Source organism: Pseudomonas sp. RU47, from assembly GCF_004011755.1.
In the GTDB taxonomy this organism is placed as follows: Bacteria; Pseudomonadota; Gammaproteobacteria; order Pseudomonadales; family Pseudomonadaceae; genus Aquipseudomonas.
The window spans coordinates 2001909-2018373 of the sequence record NZ_CP022411.1; the positions used below are offsets into that span (position 1 = coordinate 2001909).

20 protein-coding genes are annotated in these 16465 nt (G+C 54.7%); 10 read left to right on the forward strand and 10 right to left on the reverse strand.

The features are described 5' to 3' along the window. The first annotated feature begins 7 nt into the window (after positions 1-7). The 5 genes from CCX46_RS09195 to CCX46_RS09215 all read left to right on the forward strand — a co-directional run bounded on the left by CCX46_RS09195 (position 8) and on the right by CCX46_RS09215 (position 3341). Positions 8-853 (forward strand): phage tail protein, encoded by an 846-nt coding sequence (locus CCX46_RS09195; protein WP_127926441.1) that lies wholly within the window; start codon positions 8-10, stop codon positions 851-853. Then, complete coding sequence (locus tag CCX46_RS09200) at positions 828-1034, forward strand: tail protein X (RefSeq protein WP_127926442.1); 207 nt, start codon at positions 828-830, stop codon at positions 1032-1034. Before CCX46_RS09195 ends, CCX46_RS09200 begins: the two co-directional genes overlap by 26 nt. 99 nt (positions 1035-1133) lie before the next feature. After that, the gene (locus CCX46_RS09205) at positions 1134-2183 is read left to right on the forward strand and encodes a phage late control D family protein (protein ID WP_127926443.1); all 1050 of its coding nucleotides are present in this window, start codon (positions 1134-1136) and stop codon (positions 2181-2183) included. A 49-nt stretch (positions 2184-2232) separates the two neighbouring features. After that, complete coding sequence (locus CCX46_RS09210; protein ID WP_127926444.1) at positions 2233-2796, forward strand: glycoside hydrolase family 19 protein; 564 nt, start codon at positions 2233-2235, stop codon at positions 2794-2796. After that, entirely contained in the window at positions 2778-3341 is a 564-nt protein-coding gene (locus CCX46_RS09215; protein ID WP_127926445.1) for a lysis system i-spanin subunit Rz, read from the forward strand. The genes CCX46_RS09210 and CCX46_RS09215 overlap by 19 nt, the downstream gene beginning before the upstream one ends. Positions 3342-3389: 48 nt before the next feature. Here the strand turns inward: CCX46_RS09215 and CCX46_RS09220 are convergent, their stop codons facing one another. Beyond that, positions 3390-3824, reverse strand: coding sequence for a hypothetical protein (locus CCX46_RS09220; RefSeq protein WP_127926446.1), 435 nt, complete (start codon positions 3822-3824; stop codon positions 3390-3392). A 173-nt stretch (positions 3825-3997) separates the two neighbouring features. Between CCX46_RS09220 and CCX46_RS09225 the strand changes: the two genes are divergently transcribed. After that, positions 3998-4792 (forward strand): DNA adenine methylase, encoded by a 795-nt coding sequence (locus tag CCX46_RS09225; protein WP_127926447.1) that lies wholly within the window; start codon positions 3998-4000, stop codon positions 4790-4792. A 198-nt stretch (positions 4793-4990) separates the two neighbouring features. On the opposite strand, the gene CCX46_RS09230 is transcribed toward CCX46_RS09225, so the two are convergent. Then, positions 4991-5209, reverse strand: coding sequence for a hypothetical protein (locus CCX46_RS09230; RefSeq protein WP_127926448.1), 219 nt, complete (start codon positions 5207-5209; stop codon positions 4991-4993). 300 nt (positions 5210-5509) lie between these two features. Between CCX46_RS09230 and CCX46_RS09235 the strand changes: the two genes are divergently transcribed. Both CCX46_RS09235 and CCX46_RS09240 read left to right on the forward strand, forming a co-directional pair. Continuing rightward, a complete protein-coding gene (locus CCX46_RS09235; protein ID WP_127926449.1) occupies positions 5510-5836 on the forward strand; it encodes a hypothetical protein in 327 nt (108 codons plus the stop codon). Continuing rightward, positions 5833-6582: a hypothetical protein gene (locus CCX46_RS09240; RefSeq protein WP_127926450.1), complete on the forward strand. Its 750-nt coding sequence runs from the start codon at positions 5833-5835 to the stop codon at positions 6580-6582. The genes CCX46_RS09235 and CCX46_RS09240 overlap by 4 nt, the downstream gene beginning before the upstream one ends. 863 nt (positions 6583-7445) lie before the next feature. On the opposite strand, the gene CCX46_RS09245 is transcribed toward CCX46_RS09240, so the two are convergent. From CCX46_RS09245 to CCX46_RS09270, 6 genes are all read right to left on the reverse strand, one after another. Continuing rightward, on the reverse strand, positions 7446-8195 hold the full coding sequence (locus CCX46_RS09245; protein WP_127926451.1) for a hypothetical protein: 750 nt from the start codon (positions 8193-8195) through the stop codon (positions 7446-7448). A 179-nt stretch (positions 8196-8374) separates the two neighbouring features. After that, complete coding sequence (locus CCX46_RS09250; RefSeq protein WP_127926452.1) at positions 8375-9034, reverse strand: hypothetical protein; 660 nt, start codon at positions 9032-9034, stop codon at positions 8375-8377. Positions 9035-9042: 8 nt separating this feature from the next. Next, entirely contained in the window at positions 9043-9969 is a 927-nt protein-coding gene (locus CCX46_RS09255; protein WP_127926453.1) for a hypothetical protein, read from the reverse strand. Positions 9970-10364: 395 nt separating this feature from the next. After that, positions 10365-10922 (reverse strand): Smr/MutS family protein, encoded by a 558-nt coding sequence (locus CCX46_RS09260; RefSeq protein ID WP_127926454.1) that lies wholly within the window; start codon positions 10920-10922, stop codon positions 10365-10367. Positions 10923-10996: 74 nt separating this feature from the next. Continuing rightward, on the reverse strand, positions 10997-11317 hold the full coding sequence (locus CCX46_RS09265) for a hypothetical protein (protein WP_007914024.1): 321 nt from the start codon (positions 11315-11317) through the stop codon (positions 10997-10999). Between the two features lie 130 nt (positions 11318-11447). Then, positions 11448-12038, reverse strand: coding sequence for a cysteine hydrolase family protein (locus tag CCX46_RS09270; RefSeq protein WP_007914026.1), 591 nt, complete (start codon positions 12036-12038; stop codon positions 11448-11450). 239 nt (positions 12039-12277) lie between these two features. On the opposite strand from CCX46_RS09270, the gene prmB reads away from it, so the two are divergent. Then, the gene (prmB, locus tag CCX46_RS09275; RefSeq protein WP_064118639.1) at positions 12278-13186 is read left to right on the forward strand and encodes a 50S ribosomal protein L3 N(5)-glutamine methyltransferase; all 909 of its coding nucleotides are present in this window, start codon (positions 12278-12280) and stop codon (positions 13184-13186) included. Positions 13187-13377: 191 nt separating this feature from the next. Here prmB and CCX46_RS09280 read toward each other — a convergent pair whose 3' ends face one another. Further along, complete coding sequence (locus CCX46_RS09280; protein ID WP_127926455.1) at positions 13378-14169, reverse strand: hypothetical protein; 792 nt, start codon at positions 14167-14169, stop codon at positions 13378-13380. 99 nt (positions 14170-14268) lie between these two features. Next, positions 14269-15222, reverse strand: coding sequence for an alpha/beta hydrolase (locus tag CCX46_RS09285; protein WP_127926456.1), 954 nt, complete (start codon positions 15220-15222; stop codon positions 14269-14271). Positions 15223-15352: 130 nt separating this feature from the next. Here CCX46_RS09285 and aroC point away from each other — a divergent pair, with 130 nt between their 5' ends. Beyond that, positions 15353-16444, forward strand: a complete 1092-nt coding sequence (gene aroC, locus CCX46_RS09290; RefSeq protein WP_077571784.1) for a chorismate synthase — start codon at positions 15353-15355, stop codon at positions 16442-16444. Positions 16445-16465 lie beyond the last annotated feature (21 nt).

The following is a 16465-nucleotide window of genomic DNA, read 5'->3' on the forward strand; positions in this document are numbered from 1 at the left end:
AGGTTTCATGGCTTACATGGAGCAGATGCAATCAAGTCTGAAGTATCTGGTGGATGCAGCGGAAACCGGGCGGCGCAGTGCCGACGGCATGCTGACCCCGGTCAACGGCGCGATCCGCGAACTGACCGGCGCCGCGTCCGAGCTGGAGAACATCCCGTTTGTTGGCCCGGCAATCGGCGCCAAACTTCAGCGAGTGATGCGCGGCGTCGACGCAGCTCAAGCCAAGGTCGGTCAGGTGGCGGCGGTGTACGGCCGCGCCACCCGGGCGGCGGCAGAAGTGCAGGAGCGGCTGGGCACATTGAAGGAACAGGCGGGCAAGGCGGCCACGGCGATCAACAACGTCGCCGGTAAGGTCAGTCCGTCTCTGGCCAACATCGTGCCCACCAGTTCCTTTGCCGTGGAGGCCACGCCGGCGCCGGAGGCGGTGAAGCCGTTCCCGCATCTGATGATCATTCAGCCGCGCGACCCGAAAATTGAGCCGTACTACTTCAACCTGGACACGGCGGCGTTTGATGAGCTGAGCCGTTCGACCGAGTTCCGCTGGGCTTCGCAGGAGCGGCTGACGCGCCGGCCGGCGAAGCAGGCCATCGGTATGGGTGATGAAAAGTTGACGCTCAAGGGCACCATCTATCCGGGCTTCAAAGGCGGTTTAAAGCAGCTCGACACGCTGCGTTCCATCGGGGCCAGGCTGCAACCGCTGACCCTGACCACGGGCTATGGCGAGGTGATCGGGACGTGGTGCCTGAAAAACATCAACGAGGAACAGTCCGCGCTGCTGCACGGCGGGATTGCTCGCAAACAGGGCTTCACTCTGGAGTTTGAGCGCTATGGCGACGACATGCAGGACGTCTGACGGCGACATGCTCGATGTCATTTGCAGCAACGTTTACGGCCATCTGAATGGCAGCGTCGAGGCCGTGCTCGATGCCAATCAGGGGCTGGCCGATGAGCCTCAGCCGTTCCGGTTGGGCGTGATCATCGTCCTGCCGGATCTGCCCAGCCCGACCAATGAAGGCGTTAGCTTGTGGGATTGACCTGGGGCAATGCCTTCGCCGGCGCCGCGTCGCGTTACGCGTAACGACACCTTGTTTTTCTGGCCCGCCTTGTGCGGGTTTTTTATTGGAAAAAAATCAATGACTCCGATGTTTCGCATTGTCGCCGATGGCGCCGACGTCACGGCCAAGATCAATGATCGGCTGTTGTTGCTGCGTACCTCTGACAAGCCGGGCATGGAGTCCGACGAGTTTGAGTTGCGTATCGACGACCGTGATGGGCAAGTGCAATTGCCACGGCGTGGCAGCTCAATCGAGATCTACCTGGGCTATGCCGAAACGACCTTGACGCGTATGGGCAGTTACACCGTCGACACGGTCGAGGTGTCAGGCCCGCCGGACTCGATCGTGATCAAGGGCAAGGCCAGCGACGTGCGTGGCAGTGGCAAAACCATCCGTAGCGGAAGCTGGGAAGGCGTGCCGTTGTCGAAGATCGTGGCTGACGTGGCCGCGCGCAATGGCTGGACGCCGGTGTGTCCGGTGTCGACCAAGGTCGCCCGGGTCGACCAGCTCAACGAGTCCGATTTTAATTTCATCACCCGTCTGGCCAAGCAATACGACTGCACGGCCAAGGTGGCCGACGGCAAGCTGTTGGTGATGCCGCGCCAAGGTGGCCAGACGGCCAGCGGCAAAGCATTTGGCGCTATCACGCTGACCCGCAGTGACCTTAGCCGCTGGCAATTCAGTCTCGGCGATCGCAATTCGCACAAGGCGGTGGCCACCAAGCATCAGGACAAAAAGAACGGCAAGCTCGCGGTGGTTACCATCGACAACGATGACGCTCCGGACGGATTGCCGGCAGTGCATACCGACCGCCATATCTACCCGGACAAAGGCGCTGCTGAAGCGGCGGCCAAGGCACGTCTGTCGGCGTTCAACCGATCGACCGCCGATGTGCGGTTTGAGATGCCCGGCCGGACGGACATCTTCGCTGAGCGTCCGATCATCGCTCAGGGTTTCAAGGTCGGACTTGACGGCGAATACCTGGCGGATTCGGTTGAGCAGGTGTTCACCCAGTCCGGCTGGTCGACCACGGTCGAATGCAATGCCGGCAAAGCCGGTAAATCCAAGGGCAAGAAAAAGAAAGGGCCAAAACCACCGCTCAAGGTTGTGAACATCGAGAAGCAATAGCCGCATCCCATCGCCGCCTGAGTGCGGTTTTTTTACGTCTGGAGTTTGTATGTCCATCACTGAACAACAGCTGCAAAGCATCATGCCCAACGCCCGCCGCCAAGCGGGCGTTTTTGTATCCGCCCTCAACGCAGCCATGGCCCATCGGCAGATCAACACGCCGAAACGCCAAGCCGCGTTTCTGGCGCAAGTCGGTCACGAGTCGGGTCAGCTGCAGTACGTCCGAGAACTGGGCGGCGATCAGTACCTGAGCAAATATGACACCGGCAGCCTGGCTGCGAAATTGGGCAACACGCCGGCAGGGGATGGTGATGGCCAGCGCTATCGCGGTCGCGGCCTGATCCAGGTCACCGGCCACGACAATTACTTGCGCTGCAGCTTGGCGCTGTTCGGTGACGAGCGATTACTGCGCACACCTGAACTGCTGGAACTGCCGCAGTGGGCCGCCGAATCGGCGGCGTGGTTCTGGTCCGTAAATGGGCTGAACTCACTGGCCGATCAAAACGAATTCAACACGATCACCCGCAGGATCAACGGCGGCCTCAATGGTCTGCAGGATCGGCTTGAGTTGTGGGGCCGGGCGAGGGCGGTGCTATGCGTCTCAGCGAGCTGATCCCGGCGCCGTATCGCCTGCTAGCCAAAGGCGTGCTGCTGGTTGTTTTAGCCGGTGCTTCCGCAGCCTTCGCCTGGCAATTACAGGATTGGCGCTACGGCAAACAGCTTTCAGAGCAGGCTCGGCAGCACACCGAAACCCTCAATCAACTGAATCAGGCCTCGGTCGCGCAGCAGCGAGCCGAACAGGACAAACGCCTCGCGCTCGAGCAGCGCCTGGCAACCAGTGAACAAACCCATTACCGAGCCTTGAGCGATGCCCAACGTGATCAAGGTCGCCTGCGCGACCGCCTTGCCACTGCTGATCTGCGCCTGTCAGTCCTACTCGACGCCACCACCGGCGCCGGCAACGGATCGTTGTCAGCCACCACCGCCACCGGCGGCGTGGTTCATGGCCCCACAAGAGCCGAACTTGACCCAGCGCATGCTCAACGAGTTATCGACGTCACCGATGATGGCGACCGGGGGCTGATTGCCTTAAGAGCGTGTCAGGACTATGCAAGGCGTGTCTCGACTACCAAGCTTGCTGAGGATGTTGCGCCATGAAAACTCACTTATTTATTTTCGATGGCGCAACCTTATTGGAGAGTCGCGTTATTCGCTTGTGGCGCTGGTACTAGTAACTTTTCCGTCAGTGAACACTACCTTCAGCCCGGGGCAGGGCACGTCACTCTGGCTGCACTGGTAAGTGACCGACTTGGCTGTCAGCTCACCCGCTTTGTTCTTGTAGAACGAAATCTTATGTCGATCCAGACCGAAAGCGGCATAGGCCAAGCACTCTGGGTCTCCCGTCCGTACGTCCCGCTGGATTGCTCGCGATGCTTGTTCACTACTGAGCTGACGCGAAGCGACGAGATGCTCCATCACGGTTGGATCTTGGAAGCCTTTCTTGATGCGAAAACTGCCACAGGCTGCATAGGCGTCTTCATTGGTGTCGTTGGTCCAGCCACTTTCATAAGCGCTGGATGGTTGGTTGGAGCATGCCGCCAGTTGAGATACAACCAGCAGAACCAGCATTTTTTTCAACATAGAGGCAACGTCCTTAATCAATAAAAGAAGCGGTCGGACTGGATGCGTCAACATCCATTCCGACCGCCGTCCCTGCAGATTGCCCCTGCAAGTCCAGCCAAGGCTCCTGCTTCGTGCACAAAGCGCCGGGAGCCTAGCACCTGTTTATCCATACAGTAAAGGCCTTGCTATATATGTCTACACCCATCATCCCTTGGATGGGCGGCAAACGCCGCCTGGCCGATCGCCTCATTCCGCTTTTTCCGCCACACGAATGCTACGTCGAAGTTTTTGCCGGCGGTGCCGCACTGTACTTCATGAAGCCTCAACCATCGCCGGTCGAAGTCCTCAACGACATCAATGGCGACCTGGTCACGCTTTACCGCGTCGTGCAGAACCACCTCGAAGAATTTGTGCGTCAATTCAAATGGGCGCTCAGCTCGCGCCAGGTGTTCGAATGGCAGAAGATGACCCGCCCCGAAACTCTCACCGACATCCAGCGTGCCGCCCGATTCTTCTACCTGCAGCACCACGCCTTCGCCGGCAAGGTCTCCGGTCAGACTTTCGGGACGGCGACGACTGGCCCGGCCATCAACCTGCTGCGCATCGAGGAAAACCTCTCGGCTGCGTGGCAGCGCCTGTCCGGCACCTACGTCGAAAATCTCCCCTGGCTTGAATGCGCGGAACGTTATGACCGTGCCCACACGTTCCACTACATGGACCCGCCTTACTGGCGGACCGCCGGTTACGGCGTGGACTTTCCGTTCGAGAGTTACGAGCGGATGGCCGAATTCATGCGTCGCTGCAAAGGTAAAGTGATGGTCAGCATCAACGACCACCCGGATATCCGCCGTGTGTTCGAGGGCTTCCATTTTGAAACGCTGGACATTCGCTACACCACTGCCAATCAGCGCCAAGGCAAAGCCGAGGTGAGCGGCGAGTTGGTGATTATGAACTGGACACCAGAATCCCTGGGAGGCTTGTTTTGATGATGAGCAGAGCGGCGGAACCAGCCTGCCGGCGCCTGGTCATCCAATGTAGGCCGGTTTGGTTGCCGTGCCTCAGAAAAAAGCCCCCCACACCGGGGCGAGGTGGGGGCTATTGAACATAAATGGCGCAATCTATCTTTCATGGGCGCCAACAATCGGTGGCTAATCATTCCTGTTTGCAGAATTGGGCGCGCGCCCCTAGGACTGTCGTATTCGCAGAATCGCATCTGTGATCCTTTCAGCATTTCTATCAAGGGTTTCCATGGCAGCAACTGCGTTTTCGGCAACACTCTCTACCCCATTCTCTGATAGCCATTTGGTGATCTCTTCAATAGCCGCACCCAGAGCATGCTGGTTGTGCAAAAGCAACGTTAAAGCATCTGCTGTTGCGATGTTGCAATCTGAGTTGTCTGTCATGGCGGTCATCCTTGGAGGTGGTTTAGGAAGCCTAGATCATCTGCTGCTGTCTAAGGATAGGTTCCTTTAAATAGAGTCTTGAAACGAAAGCAATGCTAGCGAATGGTCGCTACGATCCGACTTCTGCCCGTCGCCATCGGCGGATATAGGCCCTGCGCTGACCTCAGCCTTAAAATGTCAACTGCGGAAGCGAAATGCGAAAAATGGCCGCGATCATTGTAAGTGACGCTTATTACATTTAAAGTCCAGTGAGAGGTAAAGCCATGTCAATAGAGTGATGTCATTAACTTGAGGTAAAAAATGGAAGTCTTAGTTTCGCTAGATAAAAGTAAAGATCCAAAAAAAAGAGTAATCTTGCTAGCAGATACTGAATACTCAAGGTACTTTAAGACTAGAGAGCAAGAAATTGCTTTCTATTTTAAGGTTAATAACATGATTTTTGACAAGTGCCTTGGGATAAAGAAAATTCACATGACTGACATGCGCAAGGCTAAGGAGCTGAAAAATGCTTACTTGCGCATGTTTCATCCTGATCGTAAGGGGCAGAATGAGACGGGATTGAATTATGATGAGATATCCGCAGATATTGATGCTACATTTCATCGCGTCTCGGGTGGAAAAATATGACAACTAATCTTCCGTCCACCCATTTTTATACTTTAGCCAATCTTGATATTGACCTGCGGAAACAAGTGGTTGATTACAATGTCGCCCTGCTCAATTGTTTAAGTTCAAGGACTCTATCGGCGATAAAAAATGCGTTTACTCGAGGGGTGCTGGTTTGGCGAAATGGGCTATGCTATATAAAAGTTTCAGAGTTAAATAATCTGCTTAGGACCAGTTCTGGCGCGTCGAACTACTATTGGCAACAGGGGATCGCAGGGTACTCCTCACCTTCAGTGCCGCACACACTAGGTGGCGATATATACATATCGGGTCCTGATTTTTTTGGTCTACTTGATGCCCGAATACAATCAACAACTGGTACAATAAATTTATACCTAAGGTATGTAAGGGCTCTTTATATATCTATTACTTCCTCGCCAACTTTTCATGATCTTAGGTCGTCATTCATAGGCGATATCAATGGCCAGCGCAGCCAACTGAAGAATCAGCGAATTAGCCGCTATAACATCAATTGCTGCGAATTTACTGGCGCAGTTATCTTCGATGCCTCGACAGTTCAGTTTGCTCATGTGGAAAGTGTTGCAACTGCACCGCTGCTGGCGTTAAATGTTGATAATGGAGTTATAATTCTCAAAGAGATTCATGCTGAGTTGACACGTCTCGGCGTTCAAGATTTTGCGGGTATGTATGACTTTTGCGTTAGAAATAACTACTCCATCACTTGGGCGGAAAACTATGATCTTTAGCTGTTAAATATGACTGAATGATCTTTGCTATCATGCACAATCATACTCACGATGTTTTAGCCTCGCTTTAAGTCTTAGCGCCCCCTTGGGAGGATTACACAGTTTAAGTCGGAAGCGGTCGTTGGTGAATGACCGCTTTTGGCTGGATTCAAACGATGGGCTTCATCAACTGGAACTGATCGAAGGCGGCCACGAATTTACCAGATCGTAAGCTGCCGGGATTACCCCGCAGTACATTTACCAAGCTCTAATTTTCGCAACGAATAGAGCATCTGTCCCATATTTTTTCCATGTGGCCCTTTTTCAGATAGCAAAAATCACAAGCCTAGGACTTGCTCTAGCTTAATACTATGGGTATTAGAAAGTCGAGTTCGAGGAAGAGAGACGGCGGTTGCCGCGTTGGGACTACCAATCACTATCCCCAAGGCCGCTTATTGGTTCGACGACCTTGGGGTAGCGCCTTAAGTACACACGATCTTCGTCTTTTAGGGTGCCCGCCTGCCGAGTTTTTAGATTGTGCCGCGTAGGGGCTATCGGCAGTCTCCAGGCATGAGGGCTCCAGCACTGCTAGGTTCGCTGGTGCGTGAAATATTAGGGAAAAGTAGGGGATATTCAGGACCGGTCAGGACCGCAATACGCCATGTACAAAGGCTGAAAGCATTGATTTATGTGGCCTAAAGCGGTCCTGTTAAGGACCAGAAGGGGTTCGAATCCCTATCCAGCGATCTCGAGTTAGTGCTCATCGAACCTTGTTATAGAAAAGATGGTAGTGTAAATCCACATCTCGGGTTACATCTACAGCTTTAGAGTAGTCCCATTAACGTATTCTAGGTTCGCGTCTGAGGTGCTAATTTAAGTGGGTATTACTGAATGTCTGTCAGGTTCATAAAAAACCACGTGTTTTGCTCTGAGTGATAAGTTACTCCATCGCCGGAGGAGTAGCGTTCAGTTATTGATCTAAGGTCGCGCTCGTCAGACTCGAAAATGGTAAACCTACTGGTTATGCTGGCAATATCTTTGTTATTTTCGTCTTTGGCATAAACGCTGATTTCATATTCGCCGCACGTAAGATGGAAATTAGTTTTGAATATGGCGTCAATCTTGCTTATAGTTGTTTCTGATAATTTTCGTGGTTCTAAAACAGTGAATGAATTGCTCGTTGAAGACTGGATTGGTTGCGAGAACTCCTGATTTGCTTGCGATATTATTTCCCGAATTGCTTTGTCTTCGGATCGAGGGAGTTTGTGAAAAAAGCAAAAAACGTGGTTAGCTTCGTCGCCGGGCTTCAATGTAATAGAGGAGTACAGTGATGAAGTTTTTGCATCAGTGGTTCTAAAAAAGTTACGCGCTGGGATCGTCAATGATTTTCCATCTTTTTTTAGAACTATATATATTTTCTTTATCCGGATAGTCACGCCGCCGGAATTGATTAAGGTAAGCGCCCAGTTTATGTTTGTGTATCCCCATCTGTGAGATAGGGCCACCGCGTCCTGTGGCTCGATTTGGAGCATCTTTCCCTTCCACCAATTCCGAATCGTAGGGTAGGTTGAGAAAGCTAGTGAAACGACTGAAATAACTATCGCCCAGAATTTTAAGTCGCCGAAAAAATCCATAGTTGCGCTTTCCATCTAAATGTGTTGATTCGCAGTGGTCATCCTTTCACCATATTAACGCACATACCCAGTTGATGGCAGATAGCCTCGCAAAATTTAGCTGCTGTGTCAGGGTAAAGCTTCATTCTTTGCGATTTTTCAGAGCGTTTGCGAATCGCTAAAGACTGTCTATGTCATACTTACCAACCCTCGGAGCTTTCTTTGCTCCCCTCAACTACGTCATCAATACAATTCTGTGGATCGGTGGAGATCTGGGGTTGTGCGGATTCTGCCTCTGGCCGATGAATGCGTTCTGTCATGTAATATAGACCCAGCAGCGTCGTGCATATCAAATTATAAATGATGAATAAATAAACTGACACGAACGACCATTTAACCCAAAAAATAGCGGTTGCAGGGATTGATGATAGTATTGGTTGGGCGAGTAAGTTGGCTCCCACTCCGCCGAAGTAAAGAAATATTGAAAGAAAAGATAGATACCCAAACAAGAAGCATAAGAATCGACGCCGACTTAGCTTTTCTTCACGTTTTATACCCATCCATTCAACCGTTAAGGTGGGGCTTTCTCCCGCCATCCGCAAGTCCATGTTTTTTTGATTGAATGTGGCAATGGCTGCTAGCGAAGCAATGTAGAATCCGGTTACGACTTGTAGGTAGCTACCTACGCCTGCAACTAGTCCGCTGCTTCCAAAAATGACAAGCTTCCAGTCCAAAAGCCAGAAAACGGATAGGCTTATAATGAGTAAAAGCAACGGCAGCGCGATCTCGTCAAAAAACTTGTCCTGTCGATCTATACGCAAGTAAGAAAGTGGTGTGAGGAGTCTCTTTACGCTACGCATAATTCCTCCTATTGCTTGAGGTGTGCCATTAAGCGAAGGATCTCATCGTTCAGTTTATCAGAACATTGAGGAAGCGCACTGGTCATCGTTATCATTTCTACTTTGCCAAATAGCGCTTCGCCAGCATCTTGGCGTGCTCCGCTAACGTCAACGGTCCGTTGTTTGCCTTCTTTATGTTTAAATATTACTTTAAAATGTTCATAGCCTTGCTTGCCGTATTTTGCGCGTAGTCGATTTACGACTCCAACTGCATCGGCACCGTCAAGATTGTTTACGACCTTGACTTTAATGCTGCTAGTTCCTCGGACAAGGTAAGGCTCTTCGTCCATATTGGAAACTGTTTCGTTTTTGCTCATCTCTATAAAGCGAAGTTGACCGGAGTCTAAGTCTTCCTTAAGGCTTTGAGATGCGTGGTGTTCCATTACGAAAATAGGAAAAAATGGCCTGGTTTTTCCATCCGTTGGGTCCACAAAGTCTCTTGTCATTAACTCTTTTATCATTCCGTTGAAAAAAGGAATGATCCTGGTCTTGCCGATGCCAGGTACATCTTCCAAAAGAAGCAAAAATTCAAGAGGTTTTTTTGGTAGAGATACGAGTTTGATGAGCATGTGTGCTGAGACAGCAATACCTTCACCTGCCAATTTTGGCTCTTGACGAAGCTTTCCTGACGTTAAATCGCCAAAAGAAGGATCTGATGCTTTGGAGTCTGAGTACTGCAGTAGCAAAGCTACAGAGGACTCATTTGAATTGAATTTCAGCTTTGTGATTCTGATGCACGCAGACCCTTTGTCTACCAGTTTGTAGCACTCTCCCTTTTTGAGTTTCTGCCCAAGTTTTTTAAAGACCTCTTTCATCTCGAATTTCGGACCTCCGAGAGGTACAGTCTCTAATGACGCAGTATAGAAATGAATCCAGCGATCATATTTATCGAGCATGAGGAGTACTTATTTTGATTAAGAGATGCTCCAGCTTGACTGGCGAGTGCTGGATTGTTTTTGATGATGCTGAAAAATGGCTTGGAACTGACTGAGTACCAGTCTTTTTCCAATAGCAAGATTTTCGACAGCGTTCGAGCCTCGGGCTATGCATCGGTCCTCCTTGACGATATGACTTTTGTACCAATTTCCGTACCAAAGATAGAGTTTTGGTACGGAAAATAGGGTATGCATAGGTACCCAAAGTCAGTGTTCATGGCCCTTACGTACCGGTTAAAAATCCCAGAACATAGCGGTGTAATTCTGTTCCAGGGACATGAAACTACCTGTGGGGATTTTCGCAAAGGGCAAGGGTACGGTGGCGGACACAACCCTGCAAGTTCGGTGTAACGCGATTATTCGTCGCGGCCTTCCATCATGGTGCGTTTGAGCATCACGTAAACCGCGCCGGCACCACCGTGTTTCGCCTGGCATGAGCAGAAACCCAGCACTTGGGCATGCTGGCGCAACCAGGTGTTGACGTGGCTTTTGATCATCGGCCGCTTGCCGTCCAGGCGCACGGCCTTGCCGTGGGTGACGCGTACGCAGCGGATTTCGAACTTGGTCGCTTCGGCGAGAAACGCCCAGAGGGTTTCGCGGGCCTTTTCCACGCTCATGCCGTGCAGGTCGAGGCTGCCTTCGAACGGAATCTGGCCGACCTTGAGCTTGCGCATCTGACTTTCCTGCACGCCGTCGCGGGCCCACATCAACTCGTCTTCCGGGCCGACGTCGATCACGAATTGATCGGACAGACCGTCCACGGTAGCGGTGTCGGTGCGCACGGTGGCGGACTGGCGCAGCTTGGCAATTTGCGCGCGGTCAGCCTTGGGTTTGCCGGTGTCGGCGCGGTCGTGCTTGATCGGCTTGACGCCTTGGATCGCACTTTTGAACAGGGAAAAATCGTCGTCTTGCATGTCAGCCTCCGCGAAGGGCGGCCAGTTTACCCAAGTCGAAACAAAACGGCCCGGCAAAAAGCCAGGCCGGTGAGTCAGTCGTGTTTTTTCATCAGGTGCGGGGACATGTTCAGTTCCCGCGATTGCCGTGCGCGACGGCGGCAGCGGCGCCACAGGGCGACACCGAAATACAGAAACAGCAAGCCGACCGCCAGAATGATCGCCGAGCCCATCGGCGTAGCGTTCAAGTCACCGAGTGCCGGTGGGCGCCCGAGCAGGCTGGCCGCCCCGGCCATCGCCAGCAGCACGCCGAACGTCGCCAGAATGGCCGCGATCGCCGCGCCGAATCGAAATCGCCAGTTGCTTTGGCCTTTGGGCCGCAAGCGGCGTGCGTCAAATCCATCGGATAACTTCATTCCGACCTTCCTCAATGGGTATCGGCCCTTCGACCGGGAGTTGACCGGGTTGTTCCTGAGGCTATGGCATTTGCGGCAAATGAGAGGGATTTGCGGATGAGCGGCGTGCTGAGCCGCTCATCAGAGCAGATCAGATCAGGTCTTGAGTCAGTGCGAGGGTGGCAAAGTTATCCGCCATGATCGCCATTTCAGCTTCCTGCACGACTGCGGCGCTGAGCACACGGCCCTTGAACGGCAAGTCGCGGGTGGCGCAGGCGTCTTCTACCAACGTACAACGGAAGCCCAGATTTTTAGCCGCGCGCACCGTGGTGCTGACGCTGGAGTGGCTCATGAAACCGCAGACGATCAAGTCCAGCGAGCCAAGGTTTTGCAAACGATCGAGCAACTCGGTGCCATGGAACGCGCTCGGCAGCAGTTTGCCGATAATGGTTTCATCACCTTGTGGCTCCAGGCCCGGGATGAATTCGCCGCGTTCGCCCTGCGGGTCGAACAGGCCTCCGACGGTGCCGAGATGACGCACGTGCACGATCGGCCGACCGGCTGCACGGGCTGCGGCAACCACTTGTTTGATGTTCGCGACGGCCGCGTCCATGCCGCTCAGGGCCAGCGGGCCACTGAGGTATTCTTTCTGGGCATCGATGATGACCACGGTGGCATGGCTCAGTGTGGCCGCTGCGTAACCGCGACCGCTGAGTTGAAACATCGTTTTTGGAACGGACATTCTGGGGCTCCTTGGGGTGGGGCTTTTGCGACATTGTCCTCTGGCTGAGCGGTTCTGTGAATCGCTACCATCGTAGGCACCGTCGTTACTGGCCTGCAGCCTTGTCAAGTTACACGTTCTGTTCAATAGCTGATGCAAAAAACAGAAAACTCCTACCGTCGGGGCGATGTTTTTCCTGCGTCGTCGTCACGCGTTTTGGCTGGTAGAATCGCCAGTCGTTTTTTCTGGAGTTCTGCCCCGTGATCACTTCCCGACTTCGTACCCTGCGCGACCACATCCGTTGGGCCGTCAGCCGCTTCCATGGGGAGGATCTGTTTTTCGGCCATGGCACCGACAATGCCTGGGACGAAGCCCGGCAACTGGTGCTCGGCGCGTTGCACCTGCCGTGGGAAATCGCCGACAGCTATCTCGATTGCGCGCTGGAAGACGACGAGCTGGTCAACCTGCAACGCCTGCTCAAGCGCCGTATCGAAGAACGCATTCCCACCGCTTACCTGTTGGGTGAAGCGTGGTTCTGCGGCATGTCGTTCATCGTCGATGAGCGTGTGTTGATCCCGCGTTCGCCGATTGGCGAGTTGATCGAAAACCACTTCGCCCCGTGGATCGGCACCGAACCTGCGCGGATTCTCGACCTGTGCACCGGTTCCGGTTGCATCGGTATCGCCTGTGCCTACGAGTTCCAGAACGCCGAAGTGGTGCTGGCGGATCTGTCGTTCGAAGCGCTGGAAGTGGCCAACCAGAACATCGAGCGCCATGGCGTTGATGAGCGCGTCTATACCGTTCAGGGTGATGGTTTTGATGGTTTGCCGGGTCAGCGCTTCGACCTGATCGTGTCGAACCCGCCCTACGTGGATGCGGAAGATTTCGCTGACATGCCGGACGAGTATCAGCATGAGCCTGAGCTGGGTCTGGCGTGTGGCGATGATGGTTTGAATCTGGTTCGGCGGATGCTGGCTGAAGCGGCGGATCACCTGACCGAGAAGGGCTTGCTGATTGTCGAAGTGGGCAACAGCCAGGTGCACGTTGACGCGCTGTACCCGGAAGTCGATTTTGCCTGGCTCGAATTCGAGCGTGGTGGGCATGGGGTGTTCATGCTGACGGCGGAACAGTGCCGCGATCATCAGGCCTTGTTCGCTTCCCGCATCTAATCGAGACTGATCGTTCCCACGCTCTGCGTGGGAATGCCTCAATGGACGCTCTGCGTCCGCTGTTGGGACGCGGAGCGTCCCCGGCTGCATTCCCAAGCGGAGCGTGGGAACGATCAGGCAGGGTTGGTGTACGACACAAATCCTGTGGGAGCGAGCCTGCTCGCGAATGGCCGCGACGCGGTCTCAAGCCATCAGCGGTGCGTTGCAATCCAGATCAACAGCCCCGCCTGAAACACCGCAAACGCCACCAGACACGTAATCGTGAAGCGCAACCCGGCGTCTTCACGCTTGAACTTGCTGACTTTGTCTTCCTGCTTCTTCAGCTTCACTTCCTGCTCGGCCAGATTCTGTTCCGCTTGCTGAAGCATTTGCGCCGCTTCAAGAATCTCGACGATCTGCAGCTTTTCGCTGTTCCAGTCGCCGAGCAAATCGCCAACCTGCACTTCCTTGACGCTACCCTTCAAGTGCTGGGCATCGGCATACACCACATCAAAACCATGCACACGCAGGAAATGATCGCGGCGCAGGCGCGTGTCTTCGTTCAGCGCGTCCTTGTTGTTCAAGTCCATGCCGTCGACGGTGTAGGTCGGCCAGCGCTTTTTCGCCCAGTTGATACCTTGCGCGGCCATGTAACGGCCGATGCCACGGTTCATCGGTTCGATCTGCAGGCCGCTGTCCGGGCCGAAGTGCACACGCTTGGTGGTGTGATCAACCCACACATCCAGCTGATTCTGCTCTTTGCGCACACGCTGACCGGGTAGTTTGATCGCCATGCGCATCAGGCTTTTTTCTTTGCTGCTGCGCTCGGCATAGCCGAACTCGACGAAGCGCAAGGGGCGGCCGCCGGTGTTGCGGTCGGTTTGCAGCGGGGCCAGGCGGAGCATCTTGTGGTGCTCGACGTGGACATCCGCCCACGGCAGCTCGACCGCTGGCGGTGCGTCTTTTTCAGCGGTGGTGTCGGGTGAAGTCTGGGTATCAGTCATAACGGCGAGATCCTGTCCAAGCCCTGCTTGCCGCCAGCCATTGCGCTGGCGACAAAGGCTTATCGGCCGTTTTTTGCAGGACTAGAGGGCAAACAACGGTTAACTGGCGCGAAGTCCGTCAATAAATTCGATGATTTTGCTGCCCAGTTCCGCAGCCAGCGGCAAATTAGGATCCTTGTACGAAGCCAATTGCCGCTTCATATCGTTGTGCACGATGCGCATGACGTGGTTCATGCCTTCGATCACCACCAGATCGGCGTCCGGTTTGACGGCTTTGAGGCGTTTCGCGTCCTCGGTACCGACCTGAATGTCGTTGCTGCCCTGAACAATCAGCGCCGGCATCTTCAGTTGCGCGAAGGCTTTTGCCGGATCCTGACGGAACAGTGAAATCAGATACGGCTGCACACTCGGGCGGAAAATCACCTGCAACGGCTGCGGCACATTGTCATCGGTGTGACCGGCCTTGAGGCTGTCGAGCAGTTCGTTACTGCGCAGCATCAGCGGTGGTGGCAGGCTGCGGGCCAATTGCTCGCGGATCACCTGATCGACCGGTCGGGCACTGCCGGACAGAGAAATCACCGCCGCTGCATCGACTTTCGGCGCAGCGAGGCTGGCAATCAGCGCGCCTTCACTGTGGCCGAGCAGGATCAGTTTGCCGAAACGCGGATCGGCCTTGAGCTTCTGCCCCCATGCCACCGCATCCGCGGCGTAGGCTTCTATCGACAAATTGCGCTCATCCGGCGTCGCCGCCAGGCTCGCGGCCACCCCGCGTTTGTCATAACGCACGCTGGCGATATTGTGTTTAGCCAGCACCCAGGCCAAGCGCTTGAGGCTATCGTTGCGCCCGCCGTCGGGGTTGTTTCCGTCACGGTCTGTAGGACCCGAGCCAGAAATAATCAGGACAACCGGCACCGGGTTGTCAGATTTTGGCAGCAGCAGCGAACCGAAAAGTTCGCCGGTGCCGGTATCCAAAGTAACCGGGCGTTGTAGGACCGTCGCTTGGGCAAAGCCCGTAAAGAGGGTAAGACTCAAGATCAAAACTCGCAGCATCATCACGCCATCATTCGCTAAGGTGCCGGTTGGACTCGCCAGCACCACTAAGGTTCGAGGATGAACTACTCGGTTAGCCTGCGTATACTGGCGCGCATCACGAATTTGGGTTTGATTTCACGGAGCGTCCTGCATGTCCGGCAATACCTACGGCAAGTTGTTCACTGTCACCACCGCTGGCGAAAGCCATGGTCCGGCGTTGGTCGCCATTGTCGACGGCTGCCCACCGGGCCTGGAGATCTCCCTCGAAGACCTGCAGCGCGACCTCGATCGGCGCAAGCCGGGCACCAGCCGCCACACCACCCAGCGTCAGGAAGCCGACGAAGTCGAAATCCTTTCCGGCGTGTTCGAAGGACGCACCACCGGTTGCTCGATCGGCCTGCTGATCCGCAACACCGACCAGAAGTCCAAGGACTACTCGGCGATCAAGGATCTGTTCCGCCCGGCCCACGCCGACTACACCTATCACCACAAATACGGTGAGCGCGACTACCGTGGCGGTGGCCGCAGCTCGGCGCGCGAAACCGCGATGCGCGTGGCGGCGGGCGCGATTGCCAAAAAGTATCTGGCCAGCCAAGGCATCGTCATTCGTGGCTACATGAGCCAGCTCGGCCCGATCGAAATCCCGTTCAAGACCTGGGATTCGGTGGAGGAGAATGCCTTCTTCAGCCCCGATCCAGACAAAGTCCCGGAGCTGGAAGCCTACATGGATCAGTTGCGTCGCGACCAAGACTCGGTCGGCGCGAAAATCACCGTCGTCGCCGAAGGCGTGATGCCGGGTCTGGGCGAGCCGATTTTCGACCGCCTCGACGCTGAGCTGGCTCATGCGCTGATGAGCATCAACGCCGTCAAAGGCGTGGAAATCGGCGCCGGTTTTGCGTCGGTCGCTCAACGCGGCACCGAACACCGCGATGAAATGACCCCGGAAGGTTTCCTCAGCAACAACGCGGGCGGCATCCTCGGCGGTATCTCCTCCGGTCAGCCGATCGTTGCGCATCTGGCGTTGAAGCCGACTTCCAGCATCACCACCCCGGGCCGTTCGATCGACATCCACGGCAACCCGGTCGATGTCATCACCAAGGGCCGTCACGACCCGTGCGTGGGCATCCGCGCCACGCCGATTGCCGAAGCGATGATGGCCATCGTGTTGATGGATCACCTGCTGCGTCACCGTGGCCAGAACGCCGATGTGCGCGTGAGCACGCCGGTGCTGGGTCAGCTTTGATGGCAGGCCTTAAAGCCGTCG

Bases quoted from the DNA above. Each gene is read 5' to 3' on its own strand.
- CCX46_RS09195 (WP_127926441.1), top strand. From the start codon at position 8: ATGGCTTACATGGAGCAGATGCAATCAAGTCTGAAGTATCTGGTGGAT.
- CCX46_RS09200 (WP_127926442.1), top strand. From the start codon at position 828: ATGGCGACGACATGCAGGACGTCTGACGGCGACATGCTCGATGTCATT.
- CCX46_RS09205 (WP_127926443.1), top strand. From the start codon at position 1,134: ATGACTCCGATGTTTCGCATTGTCGCCGATGGCGCCGACGTCACGGCC.
- CCX46_RS09210 (WP_127926444.1), top strand. From the start codon at position 2,233: ATGTCCATCACTGAACAACAGCTGCAAAGCATCATGCCCAACGCCCGC.
- CCX46_RS09215 (WP_127926445.1), top strand. From the start codon at position 2,778: ATGCGTCTCAGCGAGCTGATCCCGGCGCCGTATCGCCTGCTAGCCAAA.
- CCX46_RS09220 (WP_127926446.1), bottom strand. From the start codon at position 3,824: ATGTTGAAAAAAATGCTGGTTCTGCTGGTTGTATCTCAACTGGCGGCA.
- CCX46_RS09225 (WP_127926447.1), top strand. From the start codon at position 3,998: ATGTCTACACCCATCATCCCTTGGATGGGCGGCAAACGCCGCCTGGCC.
- CCX46_RS09230 (WP_127926448.1), bottom strand. From the start codon at position 5,209: ATGACAGACAACTCAGATTGCAACATCGCAACAGCAGATGCTTTAACG.
- CCX46_RS09235 (WP_127926449.1), top strand. From the start codon at position 5,510: ATGGAAGTCTTAGTTTCGCTAGATAAAAGTAAAGATCCAAAAAAAAGA.
- CCX46_RS09240 (WP_127926450.1), top strand. From the start codon at position 5,833: ATGACAACTAATCTTCCGTCCACCCATTTTTATACTTTAGCCAATCTT.
- CCX46_RS09245 (WP_127926451.1), bottom strand. From the start codon at position 8,195: ATGGATTTTTTCGGCGACTTAAAATTCTGGGCGATAGTTATTTCAGTC.
- CCX46_RS09250 (WP_127926452.1), bottom strand. From the start codon at position 9,034: ATGCGTAGCGTAAAGAGACTCCTCACACCACTTTCTTACTTGCGTATA.
- CCX46_RS09255 (WP_127926453.1), bottom strand. From the start codon at position 9,969: ATGCTCGATAAATATGATCGCTGGATTCATTTCTATACTGCGTCATTA.
- CCX46_RS09260 (WP_127926454.1), bottom strand. From the start codon at position 10,922: ATGCAAGACGACGATTTTTCCCTGTTCAAAAGTGCGATCCAAGGCGTC.
- CCX46_RS09265 (WP_007914024.1), bottom strand. From the start codon at position 11,317: ATGAAGTTATCCGATGGATTTGACGCACGCCGCTTGCGGCCCAAAGGC.
- CCX46_RS09270 (WP_007914026.1), bottom strand. From the start codon at position 12,038: ATGTCCGTTCCAAAAACGATGTTTCAACTCAGCGGTCGCGGTTACGCA.
- CCX46_RS09280 (WP_127926455.1), bottom strand. From the start codon at position 14,169: ATGACTGATACCCAGACTTCACCCGACACCACCGCTGAAAAAGACGCA.
- CCX46_RS09285 (WP_127926456.1), bottom strand. From the start codon at position 15,222: ATGATGCTGCGAGTTTTGATCTTGAGTCTTACCCTCTTTACGGGCTTT.
- aroC (WP_077571784.1), top strand. From the start codon at position 15,353: ATGTCCGGCAATACCTACGGCAAGTTGTTCACTGTCACCACCGCTGGC.